Annotated in this window: 13 protein-coding genes; 11 read left to right on the forward strand and 2 right to left on the reverse strand. The window is 61.0% G+C overall.

All coding sequences use genetic code 11. The annotated features are described in order from the left end of the window. The first annotated feature begins 26 nt into the window (after window positions 1–26). The 4 genes from Pan216_RS19735 (at window position 27) to Pan216_RS19750 (ending at window position 10,977) form a co-directional block, all read left to right on the forward strand. Entirely contained in the window at window positions 27–890 is an 864-nt protein-coding gene (locus Pan216_RS19735; RefSeq protein WP_145260621.1) for a metallophosphoesterase family protein, read from the forward strand. 203 nt (window positions 891–1,093) lie between these two features. Continuing rightward, window positions 1,094–3,202, forward strand: coding sequence for a methyl-accepting chemotaxis protein (locus Pan216_RS19740; protein WP_145260624.1), 2,109 nt, complete (start codon window positions 1,094–1,096; stop codon window positions 3,200–3,202). Between the two features lie 110 nt (window positions 3,203–3,312). Further along, window positions 3,313–4,347, forward strand: a complete 1,035-nt coding sequence (locus Pan216_RS19745; protein ID WP_419192760.1) for a serine/threonine protein kinase — start codon at window positions 3,313–3,315, stop codon at window positions 4,345–4,347. Between the two features lie 258 nt (window positions 4,348–4,605). Beyond that, window positions 4,606–10,977, forward strand: coding sequence for a Calx-beta domain-containing protein (locus tag Pan216_RS19750; RefSeq protein ID WP_419192761.1), 6,372 nt, complete (start codon window positions 4,606–4,608; stop codon window positions 10,975–10,977). Between the two features lie 109 nt (window positions 10,978–11,086). Here the strand turns inward: Pan216_RS19750 and Pan216_RS19755 are convergent, their stop codons facing one another. Together Pan216_RS19755 and Pan216_RS19760 are read right to left on the reverse strand one after the other, a co-directional pair. Beyond that, complete coding sequence (locus Pan216_RS19755) at window positions 11,087–12,565, reverse strand: neutral/alkaline non-lysosomal ceramidase N-terminal domain-containing protein (RefSeq protein ID WP_419192762.1); 1,479 nt, start codon at window positions 12,563–12,565, stop codon at window positions 11,087–11,089. A 68-nt stretch (window positions 12,566–12,633) separates the two neighbouring features. Continuing rightward, on the reverse strand, window positions 12,634–14,142 hold the full coding sequence (locus Pan216_RS19760) for a neutral/alkaline non-lysosomal ceramidase N-terminal domain-containing protein (protein WP_145260634.1): 1,509 nt from the start codon (window positions 14,140–14,142) through the stop codon (window positions 12,634–12,636). Window positions 14,143–14,323: 181 nt separating this feature from the next. Between Pan216_RS19760 and Pan216_RS19765 the strand changes: the two genes are divergently transcribed. The 7 genes from Pan216_RS19765 (at window position 14,324) to Pan216_RS19795 (ending at window position 23,753) form a co-directional block, all read left to right on the forward strand. After that, on the forward strand, window positions 14,324–15,736 hold the full coding sequence (locus Pan216_RS19765) for a right-handed parallel beta-helix repeat-containing protein (RefSeq protein WP_145260636.1): 1,413 nt from the start codon (window positions 14,324–14,326) through the stop codon (window positions 15,734–15,736). 400 nt (window positions 15,737–16,136) lie between these two features. After that, entirely contained in the window at window positions 16,137–17,555 is a 1,419-nt protein-coding gene (locus Pan216_RS19770) for a M48 family metalloprotease (protein ID WP_145260638.1), read from the forward strand. Between the two features lie 156 nt (window positions 17,556–17,711). Further along, window positions 17,712–19,178 (forward strand): M48 family metallopeptidase, encoded by a 1,467-nt coding sequence (locus Pan216_RS19775; RefSeq protein WP_145260640.1) that lies wholly within the window; start codon window positions 17,712–17,714, stop codon window positions 19,176–19,178. A gap of 310 nt (window positions 19,179–19,488) precedes the next feature. Then, complete coding sequence (locus Pan216_RS19780; protein ID WP_145260642.1) at window positions 19,489–20,805, forward strand: outer membrane protein assembly factor BamB family protein; 1,317 nt, start codon at window positions 19,489–19,491, stop codon at window positions 20,803–20,805. 323 nt (window positions 20,806–21,128) lie between these two features. Then, a complete protein-coding gene (locus Pan216_RS19785) occupies window positions 21,129–22,085 on the forward strand; it encodes a DUF1559 domain-containing protein (protein ID WP_145260645.1) in 957 nt (318 codons plus the stop codon). Between the two features lie 106 nt (window positions 22,086–22,191). Then, window positions 22,192–23,145 (forward strand): DUF1559 family PulG-like putative transporter, encoded by a 954-nt coding sequence (locus tag Pan216_RS19790; RefSeq protein ID WP_145260647.1) that lies wholly within the window; start codon window positions 22,192–22,194, stop codon window positions 23,143–23,145. A 221-nt stretch (window positions 23,146–23,366) separates the two neighbouring features. Beyond that, window positions 23,367–23,753, forward strand: a complete 387-nt coding sequence (locus tag Pan216_RS19795; RefSeq protein ID WP_145260649.1) for a hypothetical protein — start codon at window positions 23,367–23,369, stop codon at window positions 23,751–23,753. Window positions 23,754–23,910: the final 157 nt, after the last annotated feature.

The following is a 23,910-nucleotide window of genomic DNA, read 5'->3' on the forward strand; positions in this document are numbered from 1 at the left end:
GCCCCCTCGCTAGGACGGGAACCAAGATGATCCAGCAAGACGTTCCCGTGACGCCGAAGGACTCGCGTTCCCTCGAGACACCAATCGTGGTCCTCTCGGATCTGCACCTCGCCCATCCCGCAACCTACTTGAAGAATCCCGAGTTTCTGCGTCCACTTCTCGACGGCGCGCGCACCTTGATCCTCAACGGCGACACCTTCGAACAGCTCAATCTGGCGCGTCGTTCCGAGGCACTCGACAAGGGAAAACAGCTCCTGGAACAGTGCGCCGAGCAAGGGATCTCCACGGTCCTGATCACCGGCAACCACGATCCCCAAGCGTCATCGCTTCATCACCTCGACCTGTTTGGCGGAAGGGTCTTCCTCACGCACGGGGATATGCTGCATCCGGCGATCGCTCCCTGGTCGAGCGACGCGCGCGTGTTGCTCGCGGAGCACCACCGACTCCTTGGCGGCGGACCGGAACCCGACGATCTCGACGAAGCGCTACGCTTGACCAAACGCTCCGCGCTGGTCGGCTCGATCTACGACGACGAGGTCCGCGCGAAAGCCGGGTGGTGGGCGCGGTTCATGTTCGTCGGCCGATTCGCACTACAACCGTGGCGCGTTCCCATGGCTCTCATCTACTGGGCCAACGTTTCCCACTACGCGACCGTCACCCAGCGACGCTTCCGCCCCGACTCGAAGTTGATGCTCATCGGTCACACCCATCGACCGGGAGTTTGGCAACATCACGACTTCACCCTCGTCAACACCGGCAGTTTTCACCCGATGTCCAAGCCACTGCTGGTCCGCATGAACGAAAACGAGGCGGTCGTCCTCTCGACCCGCCGTCGAGGCGACCACTTTGAACCGGGCTCGGTCCTTCACCATGTCCCCATCGCCAGGTGAATTGACACAAGCACTCCGCCCGTGCTGAAGAGAGCGACTTTGACGGCTCGTTCCGCCCAACCCTCAAGATACCGGCGGGGGAACCTTTGATCCGACCAGCCACTTCGAGGACATTGGGAAGACCTTGCCGGTCGTCGGGAGTATACCTTCGAGAAGACGGTACGGCTCCCTCCATCACGCGGACGAACTCTCGCGATCGTTGGATGTCCGAGCACGACCTCGCCACGGGTTTCGCCGTCGCGATGACGAACTTGCCTACGGGAGGAGGAGTGGCGGAGATGGAGCATCAACGGATTCCCTTTCACAAGGGATTGCGCGGCAAGATGTTGCTCTATACCATCCTGCCCATCAGCATCCTGCTGATTACCATCAACGGCTTGACGCTGTCGAAGCTCTTCTCCGTCCTCCGCGCCGACAACGAGGAACTGCTCGCGATGCGCGTCAAGAACATCGCCGACGAAGTGGAGAAGGAGAATCTCGAGGCGATCACGACGGTCAAAGTGATGGCCCTTGCCGAGGAGAACGGACTCTTCGGCAAACGCGAGGAGTCGAAGGCGTTCGCGCGCCAGGTACTCGACGAATTCCCGCAGTTCACCGGCGCCTACTTCGGCTACGAACCCAACGCCGATCAAGATGACCAACAGTACCTCTCGTCGGTCGGCAACCGCGTCGAGGGACTTGGCCCGTCCGGCCGTTTCATCCCCTACTGGTTCCGCGACCACAAGGACAACACGACCATCCGGATCAATCCGCTCGAGGACATGGAAACGAGCCTCTACTACGACGGGGTGCGCAAGAAGTTCCTCTCCGGCTCGGAAGAAAAATACATGGTCACCGAACCGTACGTCTACGAGGGGAAGATGATCGTCGAGCAGACGTTTCCGATCACCAAGGGCGGCAAATTCGTCGGCATCGCCGGCGTCGATGTCGCGCTCGGAGATTTGGACACGTTCTTTGACGACCTCAAGTCACGATGGGACGCCGAGATCCTCGCGATTAGCCGGCTCGGCAAGATCATCTCCGCGACCTCCGATGCGGGCTTGAAGACCCGCCCGGTCGGCGAAACAGTCTATGCGGACATCGTCGACGACGTAATGCGACAAGATGGACGGCCCGTTGCTTGGACCGATCCGGTCACCGGAGAAGCTCTCTTTCTGGCCGGAACACGCGTCCCGACCGGCGATTGGAAGATCATCCTCCAAGTCCCCCAATCGAAAGTGATGACTCCGATCTGGCGTTCGCTCACCAACGCGATCCTTCTCTCAGTCATTGGGGGAGCGGTGACGATCGCTCTTCTGGTCTACGTGGCCAATTCCGTCACCCGTGGCATCAACGACGCCGTCGCCGCTTCCATGCAAGTCGCCACCGGAGACCTCGCGGTCAGACTGCCCGAGAGAACGACGGATGACGAAACCGGACTCCTGCTCACGACCGTCGGTGAGATGGCCAAGAGCCTCGCCGCGGTGGTCGGGAAGGTCAAGGAGGCGACGGTTCGCCTCACCTCGACCGCGACCGAACTCTCCGCGGCCTCGCGCGAGCAGGACCGAACGATCTCGTCGTTTGGCGAATCGACCTCGCGCATCTCCGCCGCCGTCAACGAGATTACCGCCACGAGTCAGGAACTCTTCCACACCGTCAGTCAAGTGACCGACGCCGCCAACGGCACCGCGGGACTTGCCGACGAGGGGCGGGTCGGCATCGAACGCATGGGCACCGCGATGGGACAGCTCGTCGAAGCAACGCGTTCAGTCTCCAGCAAGTTGGGTGTGATCCGCGACAAGGCCGAGCGGATCGACGTCGTCGTCACCACCATCTCCAAAGTCTCCGAACAGACCAACATGCTCTCGGTCAACGCCGCCATCGAAGCCGAGAAAGCGGGCGTTCACGGCACCGGATTCCTGGTCGTCTCCCGAGAGATTCGCCGCATGGCCGACCAAACCGCCGTCGCCACTCTCGATATCGAACGGATGGTTCAGGAGATGCGTGCGGCCGTCTCCGCCGGCGTGATGGAAATGGACAAGTTCACCGTCACCGTTCGCGAGGGAGTCGACGAAATCGAACGGATCAGTCACCAACTCGAACAGATCATCTCCCAGGTGCACGACGTCAGCGGTCGAATCGAAAGCGTCAACGAGGGGATGAGTGCCCAGTCGCGCGGGGCGACGGATATTCGCGACGCGATGCATCAGCTCACCGACGGGGCCAAGCAGTCGGCCGCCTCCCTTGCCGAAGTCCAAAAGGCGGGAAGACACGTGCAAGCGGCGGTCGAAAGCTTGCGCGGGACGGTGGCTCGTTTCAAAGTCTCCACCTAGTGAGCACGCCCCTTGGGGAACGCCGCGGTTGAATCAAATGCGCGATCCTGACAGAATTGACCACAATGCAGGAAGTGCCGTTCCCTGAAGGACTTACAGGATCGTTTATCATGGACGCCCCTCGCGTCACCAAGGATGAGTTTCTCGCCACGCTTGAAAAGAGCAACCTCGTCCCTCCCGACCAGATTCAAAAGGTGCGCAAGCTCTCCTCGGAAAGCACCATGGGCGAGGGCTTGGCCGACGTCCTCGTCGAGCGCCAGCTCCTGACGCGCTGGCAGGCCCAGGAACTGCTCAAGGGAAACACCGCGTTCACTTTTGAACGCTACCGCTACCTCTCCTGTCTCGGCTCCGGTTCGATGGGAACCGTCTACCTCGCCAGGGACCTGGTGCGCAAACGCCAAGTCGCGCTCAAGCTCCTTTCGCCCAGGCTCTACGACAACGCCGAGGCTGTCGGGAGATTTCGTCGAGAGATTGAGATCGTCACGTCGCTGCATCATCCCAATATCATTGCCGCCTACGATGGTGACTGCGTCGGCAAGCGGTTTTATTTGGCGATGGAGTACCTCGATGGCCAAGACCTCGCCAGTTGGCTCACGGAGAAGGGACCGCTCGCGATTCCGCTCGCCTGCGAGTGCCTACGACAAGCGAGCATCGGCCTTCAGTTCGCTCACGATGCGGGCCTGCTTCACCGCGACATCAAACCGGCCAACCTCTTCGTCACCTGGTCGGGTCAGACGGGACGACCGCTCGTCAAGATTCTCGATCTCGGCCTCTCGCTGATCATGAGCGACTCGGGCATGGAACGACTCACGCAATCGGGCCAGATTCTCGGAACTCCCGACTACATCGCCCCTGAAGCGACGCGAAACGCCAAGGCGGCGGACGAACGATCGGAAATCTACAGCCTCGGGTGCACTTTCTTTGAACTCCTGACCGGCAAGCCCCCCTTTCAAGGCAAGAACATGCTCGAGACGATGCTAAAACGTCTCCAGGAGGATGCCCCTGCCCTTCGCACGGTTCGAGCCGATGCTCCCCCCGAACTCGAAGCGATCGTGAACCAGATGCTCCAGCGCGATCCCGAGGAGCGCTATCAGCGACCCGACGACGTCGCCAGTGCCATTTCGCCTTTCTGCCCGCAACGCTGACGTTCTCCATCCGGCCCCGAACCCTCGGCTCTACGCCAAATGCGCTCATTCCGACGGTTCATTCCCGATGACACTCGTGCACGTTCCCCTCCTGACCGCGATGCACCATTTCCCATTTCGTTGACGGTCCGCCGCACCACTTCCGCATCTCTTTGGCATGGACGCTCTGCTCCGATCAGGGTTGATCACGGAGACTTCGCGTCAGACGTCCCATGTCGCCATTGCCGATGTCTCCATTCTCTGGGGGAAACCGCCACCATGTTCACGTTCTTTCCGACGAAGTCTTTTCGTAAGTTCCCTTCGGAAACCGGGCATCGCCGTCCCGATCGTCAGCTCGCTCAAAACAACCTCCGCCACTTGCTCGAAACACTCGAGGACCGCGTCGTCCTCGCCGGCGACTTCATCGACATCGATCCGATGGTCGACTTCTCCGTTGGCGACAACTGGGGCTCCGGCTTCACCGCCAACGTCTCGATCGTCAACGAGGAGCCCGAGTCGGTCAGCGACTGGACCATCGAGTTCGATGCTCCCTACGACATCAGCTCGATCTGGAACGCAACCATCGTCAGCGAGGACAACGGCCACTACGTGATCTCCGATGTGGGCTGGAACGAGTCCGTTGCCGCCGGTGGAACGATCTCCTTCGGGTTCGTCGGTGACAACGGGACCATCGCCAACCAGACGGACAACTTCGTCTTCGCGGGAACCGCCGGAGAGTCAACCGGCAACCCGAATCCCGATCCCAACCCGGATCCGAATCCCGATCCCGGAACGCCGAACGACGGCGTGCCCAACACCCCCGCGCTCAGTGTGCTGCGCGACTTCACCAATGGCGGCTACGACGCCACATTCACCCTCTACGCCGGCAACACCGCGACCCACTGGGAACTGCTCGAAAACGGCGAGATCATCCACTCCGAGAATCTCTCGACCGGCTCCATTCCCCAATCGGCCACGGTCCACCTCGACCACGAATACGGTGCCTACGTCTATCAAGTCGTCGTCTCCAACGAGTTCGGCTCGACCGCCAGCGACGAGGTCATCTACATCGCCGGCGAGGCGAGCAAGATCGTCCTTGATGTCGACGGCGACGAGCAGGCTCTCCAGCTCACCGTCGACCAAGGGGTCAGCGAGTTCGACCTGTCGACGTTGGGAAGCGAGTCCTCGACCTACTCCGTCGCCACGAACAACAGCACCATCGCCACTCCCGAGATCGTCGACGGCAGCACGCTTCGTATTGACGCCTTCGATGCCGGGCGCGGGTCGATTCGGATCGAGGACACCACCACCGGCGACGTCCGCTTCGTCGGACTCCGCGTCAGGAACGAGGATGGTTCGCTCCCCGGGATGCCCGACCACGTCGCGGTCGGCTCGGTCAGCGAGGACATCCCCGCCGACCTGCAGTTCTGGCAAGACTTCGGCGAGGGCGACGACCTGACCAACAAGCGCGTCGATGTGCGCTACATCTACCTCAATGGCGGCCCGGTCAACGGTTGGCGGACTTGGCAAGATGGCCAGCGGCTCGAGAGCTTCATTCGCGAGAGCCTCAAGCTTGGCATGATCCCGAGTTTCGTCTACTACAACATCCCCGACGGTGGCGAAAGCTACTACATCAACAACCAGCACCTCAACAGCGTCGAGTACATGCAGGGCTACTTCGAGGACCTCAAGTACGCCCTCGATACGATTCAAGAGATGGTTCCCGACGAGACCGTCAGCTTCATCCTCGAGCCCGACTTCATCGGCTACCTCATGCAGATCGGCCAAGTCCCCGCGGACCAAATCACCGCGATGACCAATGCCGCCTATAGCACGGGTGTCCTCAACGCCGGCGAGGATCCTCAATTCGCCGACAACGTGCAGGGCCTCATTCAGGCAATCAACTATACTATTTCGAAGTACGCTCCCAACGTCGAGTTCGGGTGGCAGTTCAACCTCTGGGCTTCGCCTGGCATCTCCACCGGCATTCCCTCCAACGGCATCATTCACCTGACCGACACGTTGGGGATCGACGCCGGCCGCGAGGCAATCGCGACCGAGACCCGCCACATCGCCGACTACTACATCAACGCCGGCATCTTGAGTTACGGCGCCGACTTCGTCTCGATCGACAAGTACGGCCTCGATGCGGTCGGCTACCAGAGCACCGCGGCCGACGATCCCGCCAGTTCGACTTGGTTCTGGAACAGCGACCACTGGCACAATTACTTGCTCTTCAGTCAGACCTTGCACGAAGAGACCGGACTACCGGTAACGCTCTGGCAACTTCCCGTCGGGCACATCAACTCGAGCCTGGCGTACAATCCCTACGACGAGAGCGGCCTCTTCCCCGACCTCGACAACACCACGCGTCGCTACGAGGATTCCGCCCCGACCTTCTTCTTCGGCGATACCTTCTCGGCAAGCGGAGACCGCTACGAGTACTTCGCCACCAATGAGTCCGGCGACACCGGCCTGACGACCACCGACTCGACCATCACGTGGGCTTCGCACATCGAGGCGGCCCGCGATGCCGGCATCACTTCGATTCTCTTCGGGGCCGGGGTCGGCATCAGCACCGACTCGGTCGGCTCCGATCCGACCGACGACTACTGGTGGATCACCAAGGCCCAGGAATACTACCTCGACCCCGTTCCCCTCGATGAGACCATCGTCGTTCCGGTTGAGCCCTCCCTCTTCGTCAACGACATCACGGTGGTCGAAGGCGACAACGGGACGCACAATGCGATCTTTTCCGTCAGTCTCTCCAGCGCCAGCGACTCCGCGGTGAGCGTCGACTACACGACGACGTCGCTAACCGCGACCGCCGGACAGGACTACGCCGCGACCTCGGGAACACTCACGTTCCAACCGGGGCAGACGAGCCTCACCCTCGCGGTGACGATTCTCAGCGATTCGATCGACGAGGCCAACGAGACCTTCGCTCTCGATCTCTCCAACGCGGCCAATGCGGCGATTGCCGATACGCGGGGCATCGCCACCATCATCGATGACGACGCGACCACCCAACCGGATCCGGTCCTCTCCGTGGGCGACGTCTCGATCGATGAAGGGGACGCCGGCACGACATCCGCCAACTTCGTCGTCTCGCTCGATCGAGCTTCAACCGAAACCGTCACCGTCAACTACGTGACTTCGGGCGGAACCGCGACCCCGGGCTCCGACTTCGTCGCGGCGAGCGGAACGCTCACCTTCCAGCCTGGGGAGACGAGCAAGACCGTCACCATCGACATCTCCGGCGATGGCGACGTCGAGGCGGACGAGACCTTCTCCCTGATCCTGCAAGGCCCCACTAACGCCACGATCGGCGATGGCACCGGTCAAGCGACGATCCTCAACGACGATGTCGTCGTCGAGCCAAATCCGACCGGTGATGTCGTCTTCGAAGTCACCTCCGACTGGAACTCGGGCTTCGGTGGAAAGATCACCATCACCAACTCCGGATCGACTCCGCTCGAGGACTGGGTTCTCGAATTCGACTTCGAGGGGACGATCGGTGCTCACTGGAACGGCGAAGTGATCAGCCATGTGGGCGATCACTACGTCGTCGGCCCGGCGGCCTGGAACGCGACCATCGCTCCCGGCGGCACGGCCAGCTTCGGCTTCAACGGCAGCCGGGCGAGTGCCGACATCGAACCGACGAACTTCATCCTCAACGGGGTTCCCGTGGACGATGACGTCATCATCGACCCGATTCCCGGCGTCATCTCCGTCGACGACGTCGCCACGACCGAAGGCGACAGTGGAACGACCAACGCGGTCTTCACCGTCTCGCTCGCCGAAGCGAGCAATCAAGCCGTGTCGGTCGACTACTCGGCGACCTCCGGTACCGCCACCGCCGGCGCCGACTTCAGCGCCGTCAGCGGGACGATCGTCTTTCAAGTCGGCCAGACGTCGCAAACGGTGCTCGTTCCCATCACCGGGGACGACCTCGTCGAACCGAACGAGACCTTCACGCTCGAACTCTCCAACCCCACCAATGGCACCATCGCCGATGGAATCGGGCTGGGAACGATCACCAACGACGATGAAGTCGTGGTGCCCGATCCCGTGATCTCGGTGGACGATGTCTCCGTGGCCGAAGGCGACTCCGGTACCTCCGCCGCGGTCTTTACCGTGACCCTTGATAGGGCTTCGAGTGATACGATCACCGTCACCTACTCGACGACCGGCGGAACCGCGACCGATGGCAGCGACTTCACGTCCGCTTCCGGCACACTCACCTTCCAACCGGGCGAAACCAGCAAGACCATCTCGATCGATGTCGTCGGAGATACCGATGTCGAAGACGACGAGACCTTCTCGCTCGTCCTCCAGAGTCCCACCAACGCGACCATCGCCGATGGCACGGGGCAAGGAACGATCACCAACGACGACGAGATCGTGGTGCCCGATCCGGACCCGGTGATTTCCGTCGGGGACGTCACCGTGACCGAGGGTGATTCCGGCACCTCCGCCGCGGTCTTCACCGTGACCCTCGATAGGGCCTCGAGCGAAACAGTCACCGTCGCCTACTCGACCTCCGGATCGACCGCGACGATGGGCGTCGACTATACCGGCGCGTCGGGGACCATCACGTTCCTTCCGGGCGAAACCAGCAAAAGCGTCTCGGTCGACATCCTCGGCGACACGGATGTCGAGAACGACGAGACTTTCGCGCTCATTCTGGAGAGCCCCTCCAACGCCACGATCGCCGATGGAATCGGCCAGGGAACGATCGTCAATGATGATGTCGACCCAGATCCAGAGCCGACCGGCGACGTCGTCTTCAACGTCACCACCGACTGGGGAAGCGGATTCGGCGGCCAAATCGTCATCACCAACTCCAGCTCGACGACGCTCCAGAATTGGACGCTTGAGTTCGACTTCGAGGGCACGATCGGCGATCACTGGAGCGGGCAAGTCCTCAGCCAGGTCGGAAACCACTATGTCGTTGGGCCGGCCGCTTGGAACGCGACGATCGAACCCGGCGCTTCGGCGACGTTCGGGTTCAACGGCACCCGCGCCAACGACAGCATCGAGCCGACGAACTTCGTGCTCAACGGCACTCCCGTCGATGGCGGAGACAATGGTGGCGACAACGGCAACCCGAACGGGTCACCGGGACTCAGTATCGACAACGTCCTGATTTCGGAAGGCGACAGCGGCACGAGCGCCGCGAGCTTCACCGTCACGCTCTCCGAGGTGAGCGACGAAGTCGTCAGCGTTAATTTCGCGACCTCCGACGTCTCGGCGACGGCCGGCGTCGACTACATCGCGACCAGTGGCACGCTCACCTTCCAACCGGGCGAGACGACCAAGACGATTGTCGTTGACGTCATCGGAGACCTCGATCGGGAACCGCGCGAGACCTTTCTCGTCGGACTCGCGGGAGTCACAGGAGCGACCCTCGTCGACAGTAGCGGCGTCGGCTCCATCGACGACAACGATCTCCCCGATGACCCCGACGGTGATGGCAAGCGAGTCGTCTCCTACTTCGCGGAGTGGGGCATCTATGGTCGCGACTACCACGTCATGGACGTGCAGGCCGAGGACCTGACGCACCTGATCTACGCGTTCGCGGATATCTCCGACTCGGGCGAAGTCATCCTCTTCGATCAGTGGGCGGCGGTCGATAGGCCCTATCCGGGCGACACCTACGACACGCCGATCAAGGGCAACTTCGGTCAGCTCTTCCAACTCAAGGAGCAGTATCCGCACCTGAAGACGCTGATCGCGATTGGCGGCTGGACGCTCTCGGACAACTTCTCCGACATCGCGGCGACTGACGCCGCCCGCGAGAAGTTCGCGGCCTCGGCGATCGAGTTCATGCTCACGTATGGATTCGACGGCATCGACCTCGACTGGGAATTCCCCGGTGGTGGTGGATTGCCTGGCAACGCCGTCCGCGCCGAGGATGGTGCCAACTACGTCTTGTTGGTGCAGGAGATTCGCGAGCAACTCGACGTGCTGTCGGCGCAGACCGGCAACGAGTACATCCTGACGGCCGCGACTCCTCAGGGTTTCGACAAGATCGAAAACATCGACATCGCCGGCATGGCCGAGTACGTCGACTGGTTCAACATCCTGACCTACGACTATCACGGCGGCGGGTGGGAGACGACCACCGGTCACTTGGCACCGCTCTACGAGAATCCCGACAGCCCGCACGAGGTCGACGACAGGTACAATGTCGACTGGACGATCCAGACCTACCTCGCCACCGGGATCGATCCCGATCAGATCGTGCTGGGCGTTCCGCTCTACTCTCGCTCGTGGGTCGGTGTCTCGAGCGTGGACAATGGTCTCTTCCAGACCGGGACTGGCCCTGGTCCGGGCACCTACTCGGATCAGGACGATGTGTACGACTACTATCATCTCATCGAGTTGCTCGAAACCCAGCCGGAGAACTACACCCGCTACTGGGACGACACCTCCAAGGCGGCGTACATCTACTCACCACTCAATGGAGGGACGTTCATCACCTTCGAGGACATCGAGACGGTCCAGTACAAGATCGACTACGTCTTCGAGTATGACCTGGGAGGCATCATGTTCTGGGAGGCCGATGGTGACGTCCGCGATCCCGATGATCCCAACAACATCACCGCCTACGTCGCCGACCAGCTCATCAGCGCCCCGACGACGTAGTGGTTGCCATTGAGCAACCCAACGGGTGGCGTGCCAGAGCAACACCGTGACCAGTGCTGGCCCGCCACAACATCCCACCAATCGGCGTTCGAGAACTTCGGGCGCCGATCTACTTTTGCGCGATGCTCGCTTTCCGCTGAGCCGCCAACGACGAGAGCATATCGAGAAGCGTCTCGGTGATCTTTCGGGAAGCGTTCTTCTCAACGCGATTGGTCGAGAGCCACGTCTCGTACCCCCCGAGTTCGTGCTGTTCGGGTGTCGGTAAGTAACCATCGGCCCCGTTGGCCAATTCGATCGTGAAGGTCGGCTGTAGCGGACTCCGTTCCTTGATCTCCAGACCGATCTCGACGAAGACCTCGAAGGGGATCGCCACGATCCCAAGATCACCGATGCGCAAGGCTTGAAGCTTGATGTCGCTCGTCTCCGGTTGCTCCGCTAGCGCCAGCGCCTGCCGCGCATATTCTTTGGCCAGATACGGAAGCTTTCTCTTGTCCGTCACGTCGAGTGTCTTCTTGAAGGCAGCAATTTGCTCCGGGGTGATCGCCCGCCGTTTGAGGGTCAACTCACGTTCCGCCATCCCGAGGGACACCCATTGGTGGAACTTGGCACCCCGATAGGCGCGGTACACGGCATCGGCGACCTTGCCCGCCACGATCTGAATTTGCTCGAAGTCTTCTCGAGGCGGCCGCGGATTGCGGTAGTTGAGGTTGTTGATGTCACCACTCGTGCCATTGGAGAGAATGGCCAAGAAGTCCTTCGACGGCCTTAGACCTCGCAAGCGAGTCGGCATCAACCGGGCGAACTCACCGAAGTAGTCAGCCGAGATCTCGCCTCGAGGTGTGCCCCCGACGTAGTGAAGCGAGTAGTTCGCAAGCACTGCCAGCGGTCGACGCTTCGCATCTCGAATCGCCAGCACCGAGATCTCTGGGTCGGTGGGACCGGCGGGATTGATGAGGTCCTTGCTGCCCCCCGGTGGATAGAACTTGACTCGATCGGTGGTCCCCCCGAACGGATCCGGCGGAATCGCGCCCGGCTTCATGAACCAACGACGGTTGAAAACTTCCTCCGGCAACGAATCACTTCCCCAACCGATCTCCGCCGGTTGGCGCCGCTTGTCCGCGGTGACAATCGCTTCGGCAATACCATCGACGAGAACATTGGCATAGGACTCCTGAGATGAAACACTCCTCTTGACGGCTTCGTTCGAACCTTCGTGCCGAATGCGGTAGTAACCGGTGGATGGAGGAGCCGAATGCGTGTGTGTTGCCGAAACCAACATCCAGTTGGTCGGAATCCCAGACGCTTTCGAGGCTTTGCCTTTGGCCCGATCGAGCAGTTCTCGCGGGATGTAGCAACTGTCGACCACCGCGATCGCCATCCGGTTGGTGCCGTCGCTGAGGACGATGGCTCGAACATTGAGCGGATCGTGGGCTCTGTCGGCTTGGCGGAAACTATAGGAGCCGACAAGAGGTATCGGCCACTGCTTCGGCGTGATGTCGGCCACGGCGGTACCTGCGGTGAATTCCCGTGGACCGCCGAACGAGGGAATGGTGAATGCCAATGACGCTAGCGCAGCAAGGATCACCATGGGGTATCGTCGAAACATTGTGGACTCCAACTAGGGAATGGGAGAAGAGCGTCGGCAATCAACTCTCGCTATCGCGCTCTCGTGGCGACTCCGGATGCGGACTTCTTCTGCGCGGCGAGGGATTCGAGCATGTCGAGGAGTGTCTCGGTAATCTTTCGGGAAGCGTTGTACTCCACCTTGTTGGTCCCCAACCATGTCTCGTAGCCACCGAGCTTGTGTTGTTCCGGGGTGGGCAAGTAACCGTCGGCGCCGTTGGCCAGTTCAATCGTGAAGGTGGGATGCAGCGGGCTGCGTTCCTTGATCTCGAGACCGATCTCGACGAAGGTCTCGAACGGGATCGCGACAATTCCCAGCTCGCCGATGCGCAGTGCTTGCAGCTTGATGTCCGAGGTTTCGGCTCGACCAGCCAGGGAGATCGCCCGCCGAGCGTAGGCTTTGGCGAGTCGCGGAAGCTGCTTTTCATCCTCGGTCGCAAGCGTCTTCTTCGCAGCCTCCACTTGCTCCTTGGTGACTTCTCGTCGCTGGAGCGTCAGCTCCCGCTCGGTCATACCCAGCGACACCCAATCGTGGAAGGCCGTGTCGCGGTAGGCTTGAAAGGTCGCGTCCGCGACTTTGGCGGCGACGATCTTCACTTGTTCGAACGGCTCTCTCGGCGGTCGCGGGTTCCGGAAATTGATGTTGTTGATGTCGCCGCTGGTTCCATTGGAAAGTATCGCGACGAAGCCCTTGGTCGGGCGCTGCCCCCGCAGTCGATTCTCCATCAACCGAGCGAACTCCCCGAAGTAGTCGGCGGAGACCATACCACCGGGGATCCCTCCCACATAGTGCAACGAGTAGTTCGCCAAGACCGCGATCGGTCGGCCCTTCTTATCACGAACCGCCAAGACCGATACTTCCGGATCGGTCGGCCCCGCGGGATTGATGAGGTTCTTACTGCCGCGCGGGGGATTCATCTTCACGAGATCGGTCGTTCCCCCGAAGGGGTCGGTCGGGATCGTGCCGTGCTTCATGAACCAGCGGCGGTTGAAGACTTCGTCGGGGACAGCGGAGGAGCTCCAGCCGACTTGAGCCGGTTGCCGATTCTTGTCCGCATTGACGATCGCGGCGGCGATCCCCTCGACGAGATCGTCGACATACGACCGCTGGCTGTCGAGGCTCTTCTCTCCCTTCCCTCCCTTGGAATGATCGTCGACACGATACGCCGCGTTCGCCGGTGGGGCGCTATGGGTGTGCGTGGCGGAAACCAACATCCAACTGGTGGGAATGCCCGACTCCTTGGATGCGATCGCCTTAGCTCGATCGAGGACTTCACGGCCAATCAAGCAGCTATCGACGACGGCGATCGCCATTCGATGCGTTCCGTCGCTCATGACCAGCGCCCGCACGCTCAGCGGATCGTGCGCCTTGTCGGCCAACCGGAAACTGAACGACCCGACCAAGGGGATCGGCCAGTGCTTCGGCGTGATGTCGGCGACCGCCGCCCCAGCCGTCCACGCGGGCGCTTCGGCTCGACCAATGGTCGCGGCGGTCATCGTCGCGAGAGAACAAGCTAGCAACGTCGCGGTGAGTCGTGGCATGTTCGAGGACTCCTGGGGTGCTCGGTGAGCGGGCGGGTCACTTTTTGCTAAGATGGCAGGTGCCATCATGCTACTTTGTTCACGATCGGCAGGTCAAGCACCTCGATCGTGAAATGCCGCCTCGCCCAAACTACTTCCCCGATGGTGTCGCGAACCGTTGCTCCAACCAAGTGAGATCGCCATGCGTTTGAGGATTGCCTCGTTTCTGACTGTCGCCATTGTCCTGGGAATCGGTGCGGGAATCGCCCCGTCGCACGACGCGAACACCCCCTCGAAACCGACCACACTTCAGCAATTCGGACTCGTCGGCGATGGCAAGACCGACGATACCAACGCCATGCAGCGAGCGGTCGACGCCGGCCTGGGCCAGATCCATCTCCCGAAAGGCAATTATCGACTCACCCAACCGATCGTCGTCGATCTCGATCGCGTCGGTCCGACCTCGATCACTTCGGATGCAACCGCGACCATCACAATGGCGGGCCCCGGCCCCGCCCTTCGCTTTCAGGGAACCCACGGCGGGACCGCCGCTCCGAGCACCGTCAAGGCGAACGTCTGGGAGCGGCAGCGGATGCCGCTTGTCGAGGGACTGGAAATCGTCGGCGATCACGCCGAAGCGAACGGAATTGAAGCCGATGGCACGATGCAGATCACGATCACCCGCTGCCTCGTCCGGAAGGTCGTCGACGCGATTCGTCTAACCGGTCGCAACCGCAATGTCATCATCGCCGATTGCCACCTCTACGAGAATCGAGGCGTCGGCGTCTTCATGGACCGGCTCAACCTCCACCAGATCAACATCACCGGCTCGCACGTCAGCTACAACCAACGTGGGGGAATCGTCGCGAAGAAGAGCGAGATCCGAAACCTCCACATTGGTACGTGTGACATCGAAGGTAACATGGGAGGTCGCGACTCCATCCCTTCGGCCAACATCGAGCTCGATTCCACCGACAGCTCCATTGGCGAAGTCGCGATCGTCGGTTGCACGATCCAACACACCCACGATGCTCCCAACTCCGCCAATATTCGCATCAACGGCAAGTCCAACCCCGTCCGCCACACCGACGAACGCCGTCACGGCAACATCACCATCGCCGACAACATCCTCTCCGACGTCCAGATCAACATCGACATTGAGCGTTGCCGCGCGGTGACGATCACCGGCAACACGATGTGGAAGGGCTACGAACGCGACCTCATCGCGCGCCACTGTTCCAACTTGGTGGTTGGCAACAACGTCTTCGACCGCAATCCCCGCTACCACTACGCCGACGGTTCGGGAGCCAAGCACGGGGTCGTCTTCGAGAACTGCTCCAACGCGACGATCATCGGCAATCATATCGCGGGCGTCGGCGACATCGAAGCCGCGATGGTCGCTCGCCGATGCCGCCTTCTCAACATCGTCGGTTGCACGATCGTCGGTTTCGGCAAGTGCGGCTTGTTGCTCGACGACGTCCGAACAAGTCGCGTCTCCGACTGTCTCATCCGCGACGACGAAGCGGAGAACGACGCCATCTCGATCAAGGTCGTCGGAGGTGCGGGCAACATGATCGTGGACAACCTCGTCAGTCACCCCGACACCAGCAAGTAGCTCGGCCGCGATCGCCCATTCCCGATGTCGTGTTGCGTGTGATGCTGACGGAAACGTCCCGCCGTTTGGGCACTTGATTGTCGCGATGGTCGGAGAAACCGTACCCGCGCGCGGAGAAAGATTGCCAGCGTTAGGGTTTTCCCTAATGACAGGAGCGCTCGATTCGCTCAGAATTCGCCCAACATCGGCACGTGGAGCGAATCGATCCCTGGCAGTCCGTTGATCTAGGCGGGCCAAGGCGAGAACGAGCCATGTTGGCCAAGATCAAGGAGGAGAAGCGCAGGCGAATCGGTGGATTCGTCGAGGTTTTCCAACGCCGAGATTGGTCAAAAGAGCCGTTCGCAGCCGACAGCGAATAGAACAACGGGCTGCACGGCGGAAATGGACGACGAAAACCGACATGACCCAAGTCCAACGACAACGGATCGTCTGCTCCAAATGCACGAAGCCCTTTCGCGTCAAGGCGGAATTGGCCGGCCGTCGAGTCAAGTGCCCCATGTGCGACACCAGGCTACTGGTCCCCAAAGAGGCAACTGGTGAGGAATGTCCTCAAGCGGCCAACGCCTCCGAGGCGCCGCCATCAGGCAAGAGCGACAAGGAACTCCTCGCGGAGATCCTCGGAGCCTTTCGGCGCCCCTTCGAAGGGGTGCGTGTCTCGTTCACCTACCGGTTGATGCTGCTCCTGGTCGCGGGATTGGCGCTACTGATCCTCGGCATCTACTTGGCGACGATCGCCGCGGTGGGCTACTTCGGTTACTACCACGCGACCCATCACTACGGCCTGCTCTTCATTCCGTTTCGGTACATTCGGCTCGGCGGCATCTTTCTCTACGGGGCGCCGCTGATCGCGGCGTTCGGCGTGATCGTCGCCCTGGTCAAGCCGATGTTGGCGCGGCCGGCGAGTTCGTCCTCCGGCGTGAAATTGAAGCCACAGGACGCGCCGATGCTCTTCGCCCTCGTCGATCACCTCGCGCGGTGCATCGACGCCCCGCTGCCGACGCGGATCGAAGTCGATTGCAACGTGAACGCCTCGGCGAGCTACGCGACCGGCTGGTGGAACATGGTTCGCGGTGGCGATTTCACCCTCAAGGTCGGCCTTCCCTTGATTGGAGGCTTGACGCTTCGACAACTCGCGGGAATCGTCGCCCACGAACTCGGGCACTTCCGACAGGGCACGGGAACGCGCGTCCGATACTTCGCCCTATCCATCCACTGGTGGCTCTTGATGGCGGGTTATCACCGAGACTCTTGGGACGAAACCCTCGCCGAGCACCGTGAGGACGGCAACTGGTTCGCCGAGATCTTCGTGATCCTGACATGGCCGTGCATCGCGCTGGTGAGGGTCTTTTTCCGCATGCTCGCATTCTTTTCGACGCTCGTCATTTCCGGAATGGCTCGGCAAATGGAGTACGACGCCGATCAATACGAGATTCATGTCTCGGGCAGCAAGACCTTCGGGCGCACTTGTCGAAAGTTACACGAACTCGAATTGGCCCTCGAACTCGTCGCCCGACAACTCCGATCCTCGGAGCATGAGTTCGCGGCCTTGCGTGACCTCCCCGTCCGCATCGTCAATGAGGCGAAGGACCTGCCTGCCCACGAAATCAAACGCGTCCACGCTTACATGGCGGGCGACAACCACGGCTGGTTCGACCTACATCCCTCCCCCAAGCACCGCATTGCTCGCGCGATGGCGGAGGAAGCCCCCGGGATACTCCGGTCGACACTGCCCGCCAGCGTGCTCGTCAAGAACTTCGACAAACTCTCCAAGAGAGCCACCGACAAGATGATGCGCGAGTTGCTCCTTGGATTCGTTTGAATCATCTAACCCAATCATTTGCCATGACACCCGAACTCCTCTCAGGCATACTCAAAGGACGTCAAGTGTGGCCCAAATGACGCGCCCGCGCATCGACTCGGAACCGCGCCGGCTATCTCTTGCAACGTCGATTGTCGGGACATCGGGTGACCACTTATGGGCAAGGCAGTCAAACAACGCATCATCTGCCCAACATGCAAGGCGGTGATCCGCGGCAAGGGAATCGTCCCTGGCAAGGCGTTCGACTGCCCCGCGTGCGCGGCGCCCATCGAAGTCTCCCAGGAGAACGTCGCCCGAGCGGCCTGCGAAAGCACCTCCCCGGCTGACCTCAAGGCCAACGACCCCGAGAAGGAACTACTCGCCGAGATCGTCAAAGGGATCCGCCACCGTAAAGCGACGGAAGCCAAACGCTCCTCAACCACGGGAGTGGCGACGTTGATGTTCCTCCTCTTCGTCGGCTACCTCTTGGGGATCGTGTTGTGTCTCTTCGCGGCGGTCTATTTCCTCTTCGGATCGGAGGTTCTCTCGCTTCCCGGCCGCTTCCCCGTCCAGTTGAATCGGTTGGTCGGCAACGCGCACAGCATCGCGATGATCCTTGTCGGGTTCTTCTTTCATGTGGTGCTGATTGTCTCCGCGGGGGCGGTGGCCCTCGCCATGATCAAGCCACTCTTCGCGCGATCGCGACGAGACAGGACCAAGGTCCGTCTTCGCCCTCAGGATGCTCCGATGCTCTTTGCCTTGGTCGATCACCTGGCGCGGGCGATGGATGCCCCCATTCCCAAGAGGATCGAGGTCGACTGCGGCAGCCGTGTCGAAGCGGGCTACCGTCACGGCTGGTGGAGCATGGTTCGCGGTGACGACTTTACGCTCACGATTGCCCTACCGCTCCTTTTTCACCTTCGCGTACGGCAACTTGTCGTCGAGTTGTCCAACCAGCTCGCCCGCTTTCGCCAAGGGAGCGGGATGCGAACACAGTACTTTTCCCTGTCGATTCATCAGCTCTTCGTCTCGGCGTCGCAGGGTGGAGACGCGTGGGACGAATACTTCGATGGGCTCCTCGACGGCCGCACTCCGTTCGCGCTCGCGTTCTTTCGCGCCGGATTCATGATGATCGCTTTCTTCGCCCGGATCGCCGTCGGGATCGCCCAGCTCTTCTTCTGGGGACTCTCCTTTCTCTCCGGGGCGCTCGTCGGCGGTTTGAGTCGGCAGCTCGAACTCGACGCCGATCGCGACGCGATTCGCCTGGTCGGTAGTCGAGCGTTCGTCGACACACTTTGGGAATTGGAGTTCCTGAGAGAAGCCCAACAACGTGTCTACAAGGAAGTCGCGGGGGGAGCGAGGCACTACGTCGCGCTGCGTGATTTCTCCGGGGAGGTGCTGGAGGAACTCGGAAAACTCCCACCCGAGGTTCGCAAGAGCGTTCGCAAACGCGTCCTCAAGACCGAGTCACGCCATCTCGACGCGCACGCCGCCACCAAGGACCGCATCACCAAAGCCGAAACGATCGACGCGCCCGGCATCGTGAAGACCCGTCTACCGGCCATCACCCTGATCAAGGATTCCGAGCGACTGACCAAGAAGACGACCGACGCCCTGATGAGGTCGGTGCTCGTCCGTCGTTAGCGGACCATTGACCTATTTGCTGCCCGCTCAATTCAACGGACTGCTCGTGTCCAGATTGTCAAGCTCGTCACATTGAGTCTCTTCCCTCAGATCGTGCGAAAGATTGCCGAATCACAGGCGTTCTCCGCATGCCCACGGCGAGCGTGGGCAAGGCACCCAAGCGTCCTTTCGTCGATGAGTTGACCTATCCGGACATTAGCGGGCCATTGATTCGAAATCGGCATGTCCGACCATCCCAAAGCCGGTTATCCTAGGCTCACACGCCGGCAGGATCCCGGAAGAGACCCGCCAACACCTTCCCCAGGAGTCCATGATGAGGAATTTGCTTTCACGAGCCATCACGGCCGTGGCCCTGCTGTCGACCATCGTCCCCTTGGCCCAAGCGGAGAACTGGCCGAGTTGGCGCGGCGACGGCAGCGGCATCTCCAAGGAGAAGGGGCTGCCCACCGAGTGGGATCGGAAGACGAACGTCAACTGGTTCACCAAGCTGCCCGAGCGGGGAAACTCGACCCCAGTCATTTGGGGCGATTGCATCTTCCTCACACAACCGATCTCCGCCGACAATCGACGAACCCTGATGTGTTTCGACAAGAGCACTGGCAAGCTCCTCTGGAATGAGGGGGTCGTCCACACCAAGCCCGACAAGACTCACCAGACCAATCCCCATTGTTCTCCTTCGCCCGTCACCGATGGGGAACGCGTCATCGTTTGGTTCGGCTCCGCGGGAGTTGTCTGTTATGACATGAACGGCAAAGAGTTGTGGCGTCGGGATCTCGGCGATCAGGATCACGTCTGGGGCACCGGCTCCTCGCCGGTTCTCTTCGAGGATCTTTGCATTCTCAACTTCGGCCCCGGCAAGAACGCGTTCGTCGTCGCTCTCGACAAGAAGACGGGCGAGACCGTCTGGAAGGTCGACATCCCAGCGGAAGCGCCCGCCTCCAACGATCAAGAGCTCTCCGACAAACAGCGGCGTGATCGCGATGTGCTGCGTGGATCTTGGGTCACCCCCCTGGTGATCGACGCCGGGGGGCGCAAGGAGTTGATCGTCCACTTCCCGGAGAAGGTCGTCGCGCTCGATCCGTCGACGGGCAAGGAGCTATGGACCTGCGATGGCATTGGACCACTCGCTTACGCCTCTCCGATGTGGGGCAATGGCGTCCTCGTCGCGTGGGGCGGCTACTTTGGTCCTTCCCTTGCGGTTCGCCCCGGGGGTTCCGGCGACGTCACGCAAACGCATCGCCTTTGGCACAAGCCGAAGAGCAAGCTACGGTTGGGCACGGGCGTCATCCGCGACGGGCACATCTACATCAACGACATGAAGGGGATCGCCCAGTGCATCGACCTCGAGACCGGCGACGAGATATGGACCAAACGCCTGCGCGATCCAAAGAGCCAGAAGGGTGACTCCTGGTCCTCGTTCCTCATGGCCGACGGGCTCGTCTACGCACTGAACCAAGCGGGAACGACCTTCGTGCTGGAGGCCTCGCCGGAGTATCGCTTGGTCGCCACCAACCCCTTGGAGGAAGTCACCAACTCGACGGTCGTCGCCTCGGACGGAAGTCTCTTCATTCGTACTCACGAAGGGTTGTGGTCGATCGGCGAAGAATCGCGCAAGAGCGCCAAGTAGCGAAGCCCTCGCACGGCGAACAGGTCAACAGGCCGCGAGTGTCCCGATGGGCACGTTCGTTCCATGAACCCACGTCCACTTTCCGTGCAAGGATATGCCAAATCACAGGCACTTCCCGCTCGCCCGCGGCCAGGGTGGGGATGGCCCCAAGATCCTCTTGCGCGATGAATGGACCAATGAAGCCACAAGCAACTGGAGGAATTGTCTCGCCATAGAGAAGATTGTGGTAAGCTGCGTCTTACGTCACCGGAATCCAATCTCTCGGGAAGTTCGAATGGGGCGCTTCCCACACCGGTGAGTCGTAGGGAAAGGGGAACTCGACCATGGTCAGAGTGCGCAGTGCGTTCACCCTGGTGGAACTGCTTGTCGTCATCGCGATTATCGGCATTTTGGTCGCGTTGCTATTGCCCGCCGTGCAACAGGCGCGCGAGGCGGCTCGGCGTTCACAGTGCCAATCGAATCTCCGACAACAGGGAATCGCCCTGTCGACCTATTCCAGTTCCCACGGTCAGTTCCCTCCCGGATCGATTTTCGGCGCGAACCTCTCCGCGGGCAATCCCTGCCACGGCAACAACAGCAACTCGCGCATCAACTGGGGATCGGCCCCGTGGACGGTATTGATCCTTCCCTTTCTCGACGAACAAGCCCTCTACGATCGGCTGAACTTCGACCTGCCGTTCGACTACCAGGACACATTCGGGCCGCAGGGGCACAACTTCGATCTCGTCTACGGCCGACCGGTGGCCCAATACCGCTGCCCGTCGCATCCGGCGTCGCTGCGTCATCCGGGCAACACTAGTTACATGGGCGTGCAAGGCGGGTTCGACAACGCCACCGATCCATCGGGTTTCTGGTGCCGACCCAACAGCGCCGACAATCGCGGCTACAGCATCAACGGCGTGCTCACGGTCAATGGAAACATCAACGAAGCGAGCATCTCCGACGGCACCTCGAAGGTCTTCATGGTCGGCGAGAGCAAGTACCAACGAAGCACCCACCCATCCCAGGGGCACATCGGTTGGGCGTCGGGCGGACGCGTCGACAGGAACTGGTCCGCCCCCGGCGTGTTGGCTACCGCGATCGAACAAATCAACGGCTATCCCGAGCCTGACCAAACGATCTACCAAACACGAATGTTCGGAAGTTTTCATCCGGGCGGCTGTTACTTTCTCCTCGCCGACGGATCGACGCACTTCATCAACGAGTCAATCGACTTGAACACCTATCGGCAACTGGCGATCCGCAACGATGGTAGTCCGCTGGGTGGACTATCCCAGTAGTCGATGGATTCCGGCCAATTCAAGTTCGTGGGGGCGATCGTCCGATGGGCGGGGGGCCGTGCCCCTCGGACGAAGGAAGAAATGGTGTAGGAGGGGAACGGGGATTATGAAACGCACGTCGCGTGGGTTCACACTCGTCGAGTTGCTGGTCGTCATCGCCATCATCGGGATCTTGGTGGCGCTTCTGCTACCTGCGGTTCAGCAGGCTCGTGAGGCGGCTCGGCGCTCCCAATGCGCCAACAACATGCGACAGCTCGGGATCGCAATTCGGTCCTATGAGGAGAGCCAGGGCGTCTTCCCGCCCAGCGGTGTCAGCGGCTACAGTCTCAACTTCTCGAATCCCACCTCGTGCGCCGGCACTTCCGGGGCAAACGGCACCGATCAGCGAACGGGCGCCCCGTGGACAGTGCAGCTCCTTCCTCAACTCGATGAACAGGCGTTGTGGGATCGCTACGACTTCGATCTCGAGGTGACTCAACAGAACGGCGGTGGATGGCAACTCAACAACGCGAACCAAGCCGTTTGGGATACCAGAGTCGCCAAGTTCAAGTGTCCGAGCGATCCCAATGGCAACACCGGTCAAGGCAACCGCTCGAACTACTTCGGGGTTCAAGGCGGTGGAGCCACATTCACCTGTCAGGCCGGTAGCGATCCGACGCGACGTGGCTACCGCTTCGATGGGACCATCGTCCACAACGGCAGCGTTCGTCCCGCCGACGTGAGCGATGGCCTGTCTCAAGTCTTCCTCCTCGGCGAGACCCGCTATCAAACCTTCAGCCGAACCGATGGCAAGAACTTCAGTTGGGCATCGTCCGACAATTGGACCGGCGGCTGGTGCCAACCGGGCGTGGCGGCGACGGCGATGGAACCGATCAATTCGATCGAAGGCGATTCTCACTCGAATCAAAGCCGGGTCTTCGGCAGCTACCATCCGGGAGGTTGCTTCTTCCTGATGGCGGATGGATCGACCCACTTTGTCAACGAATCGATCGACCGTTTGGTCTATCATCAGTTGGCCATTCGGAACGATGGTCAGCCACTTGGTGGCTTGAGTCAGTAGTTTGAACTGGGGCAACGAGAACTCACGCTCGTGAGTTCGGGGCCGTTCCATCCAAACCGACCAACCAACCTCAAGGGCCCGGGACGTCGCCCGCGTGCGTCGTTTCGTTGGTACCTGCCTCGCGTTGGCCCGTTGGGACGTCGAAGGGATGCGGGCGGTCCCCACAAGAGAAAATCTAGAGGGGAAGAAACGTGCTTAGCACTCGTTCAGGACTCGTGGCGATGGCCATGGTAACGGCCCTTGCCGTTGGCTGTGGGAAGAAACCGGGACCCGATCGCTATGAGATTTCGGGAAACGCCACCTTCAACGGGAAGCCGATTCCCGCCGGCGAAATCTCCTTTTCCCCGAACTCGCAGAAGGGCAACAAAGGTCCGGGAAGCCTAGCCATCATCAAGGACGGCAAGTACCAGACAACCTCGGGTAAGGGGCTCGTCGGTGGGGCGTACGTGGCGCGGGTGATCGGGTTTGACGGCGTCGCCAACGAGATGAGCGAACAGGGGATGCCCATCTTCGAGAGCTTCGAAGTCGAGTTCGAGGCCCCCATGGAATCGACAACCAGGGACTTCGAAGTCCCCGCCTCGGCCGCCTCCGCCAAAGCCAAACGCTGATGCACTGGTCCATCTAAGTTTTGGGTGCCACTGGCTGCTTGTCAACCAGTGAGATGTGATCGTGGGTTCACAACCCGACATCTAGCGGCTGACGCAGCACTAGTCGTCGGAAGCGTTGGCCAACTCCCGCGGAGACGTTCGGCCGAGCGAGAATGGT

The sequence above is a fragment of the Kolteria novifilia genome (genome assembly GCA_007748055.1).
GTDB lineage: Bacteria > Planctomycetota > Planctomycetia > Kolteriales > Kolteriaceae > Kolteria > Kolteria novifilia.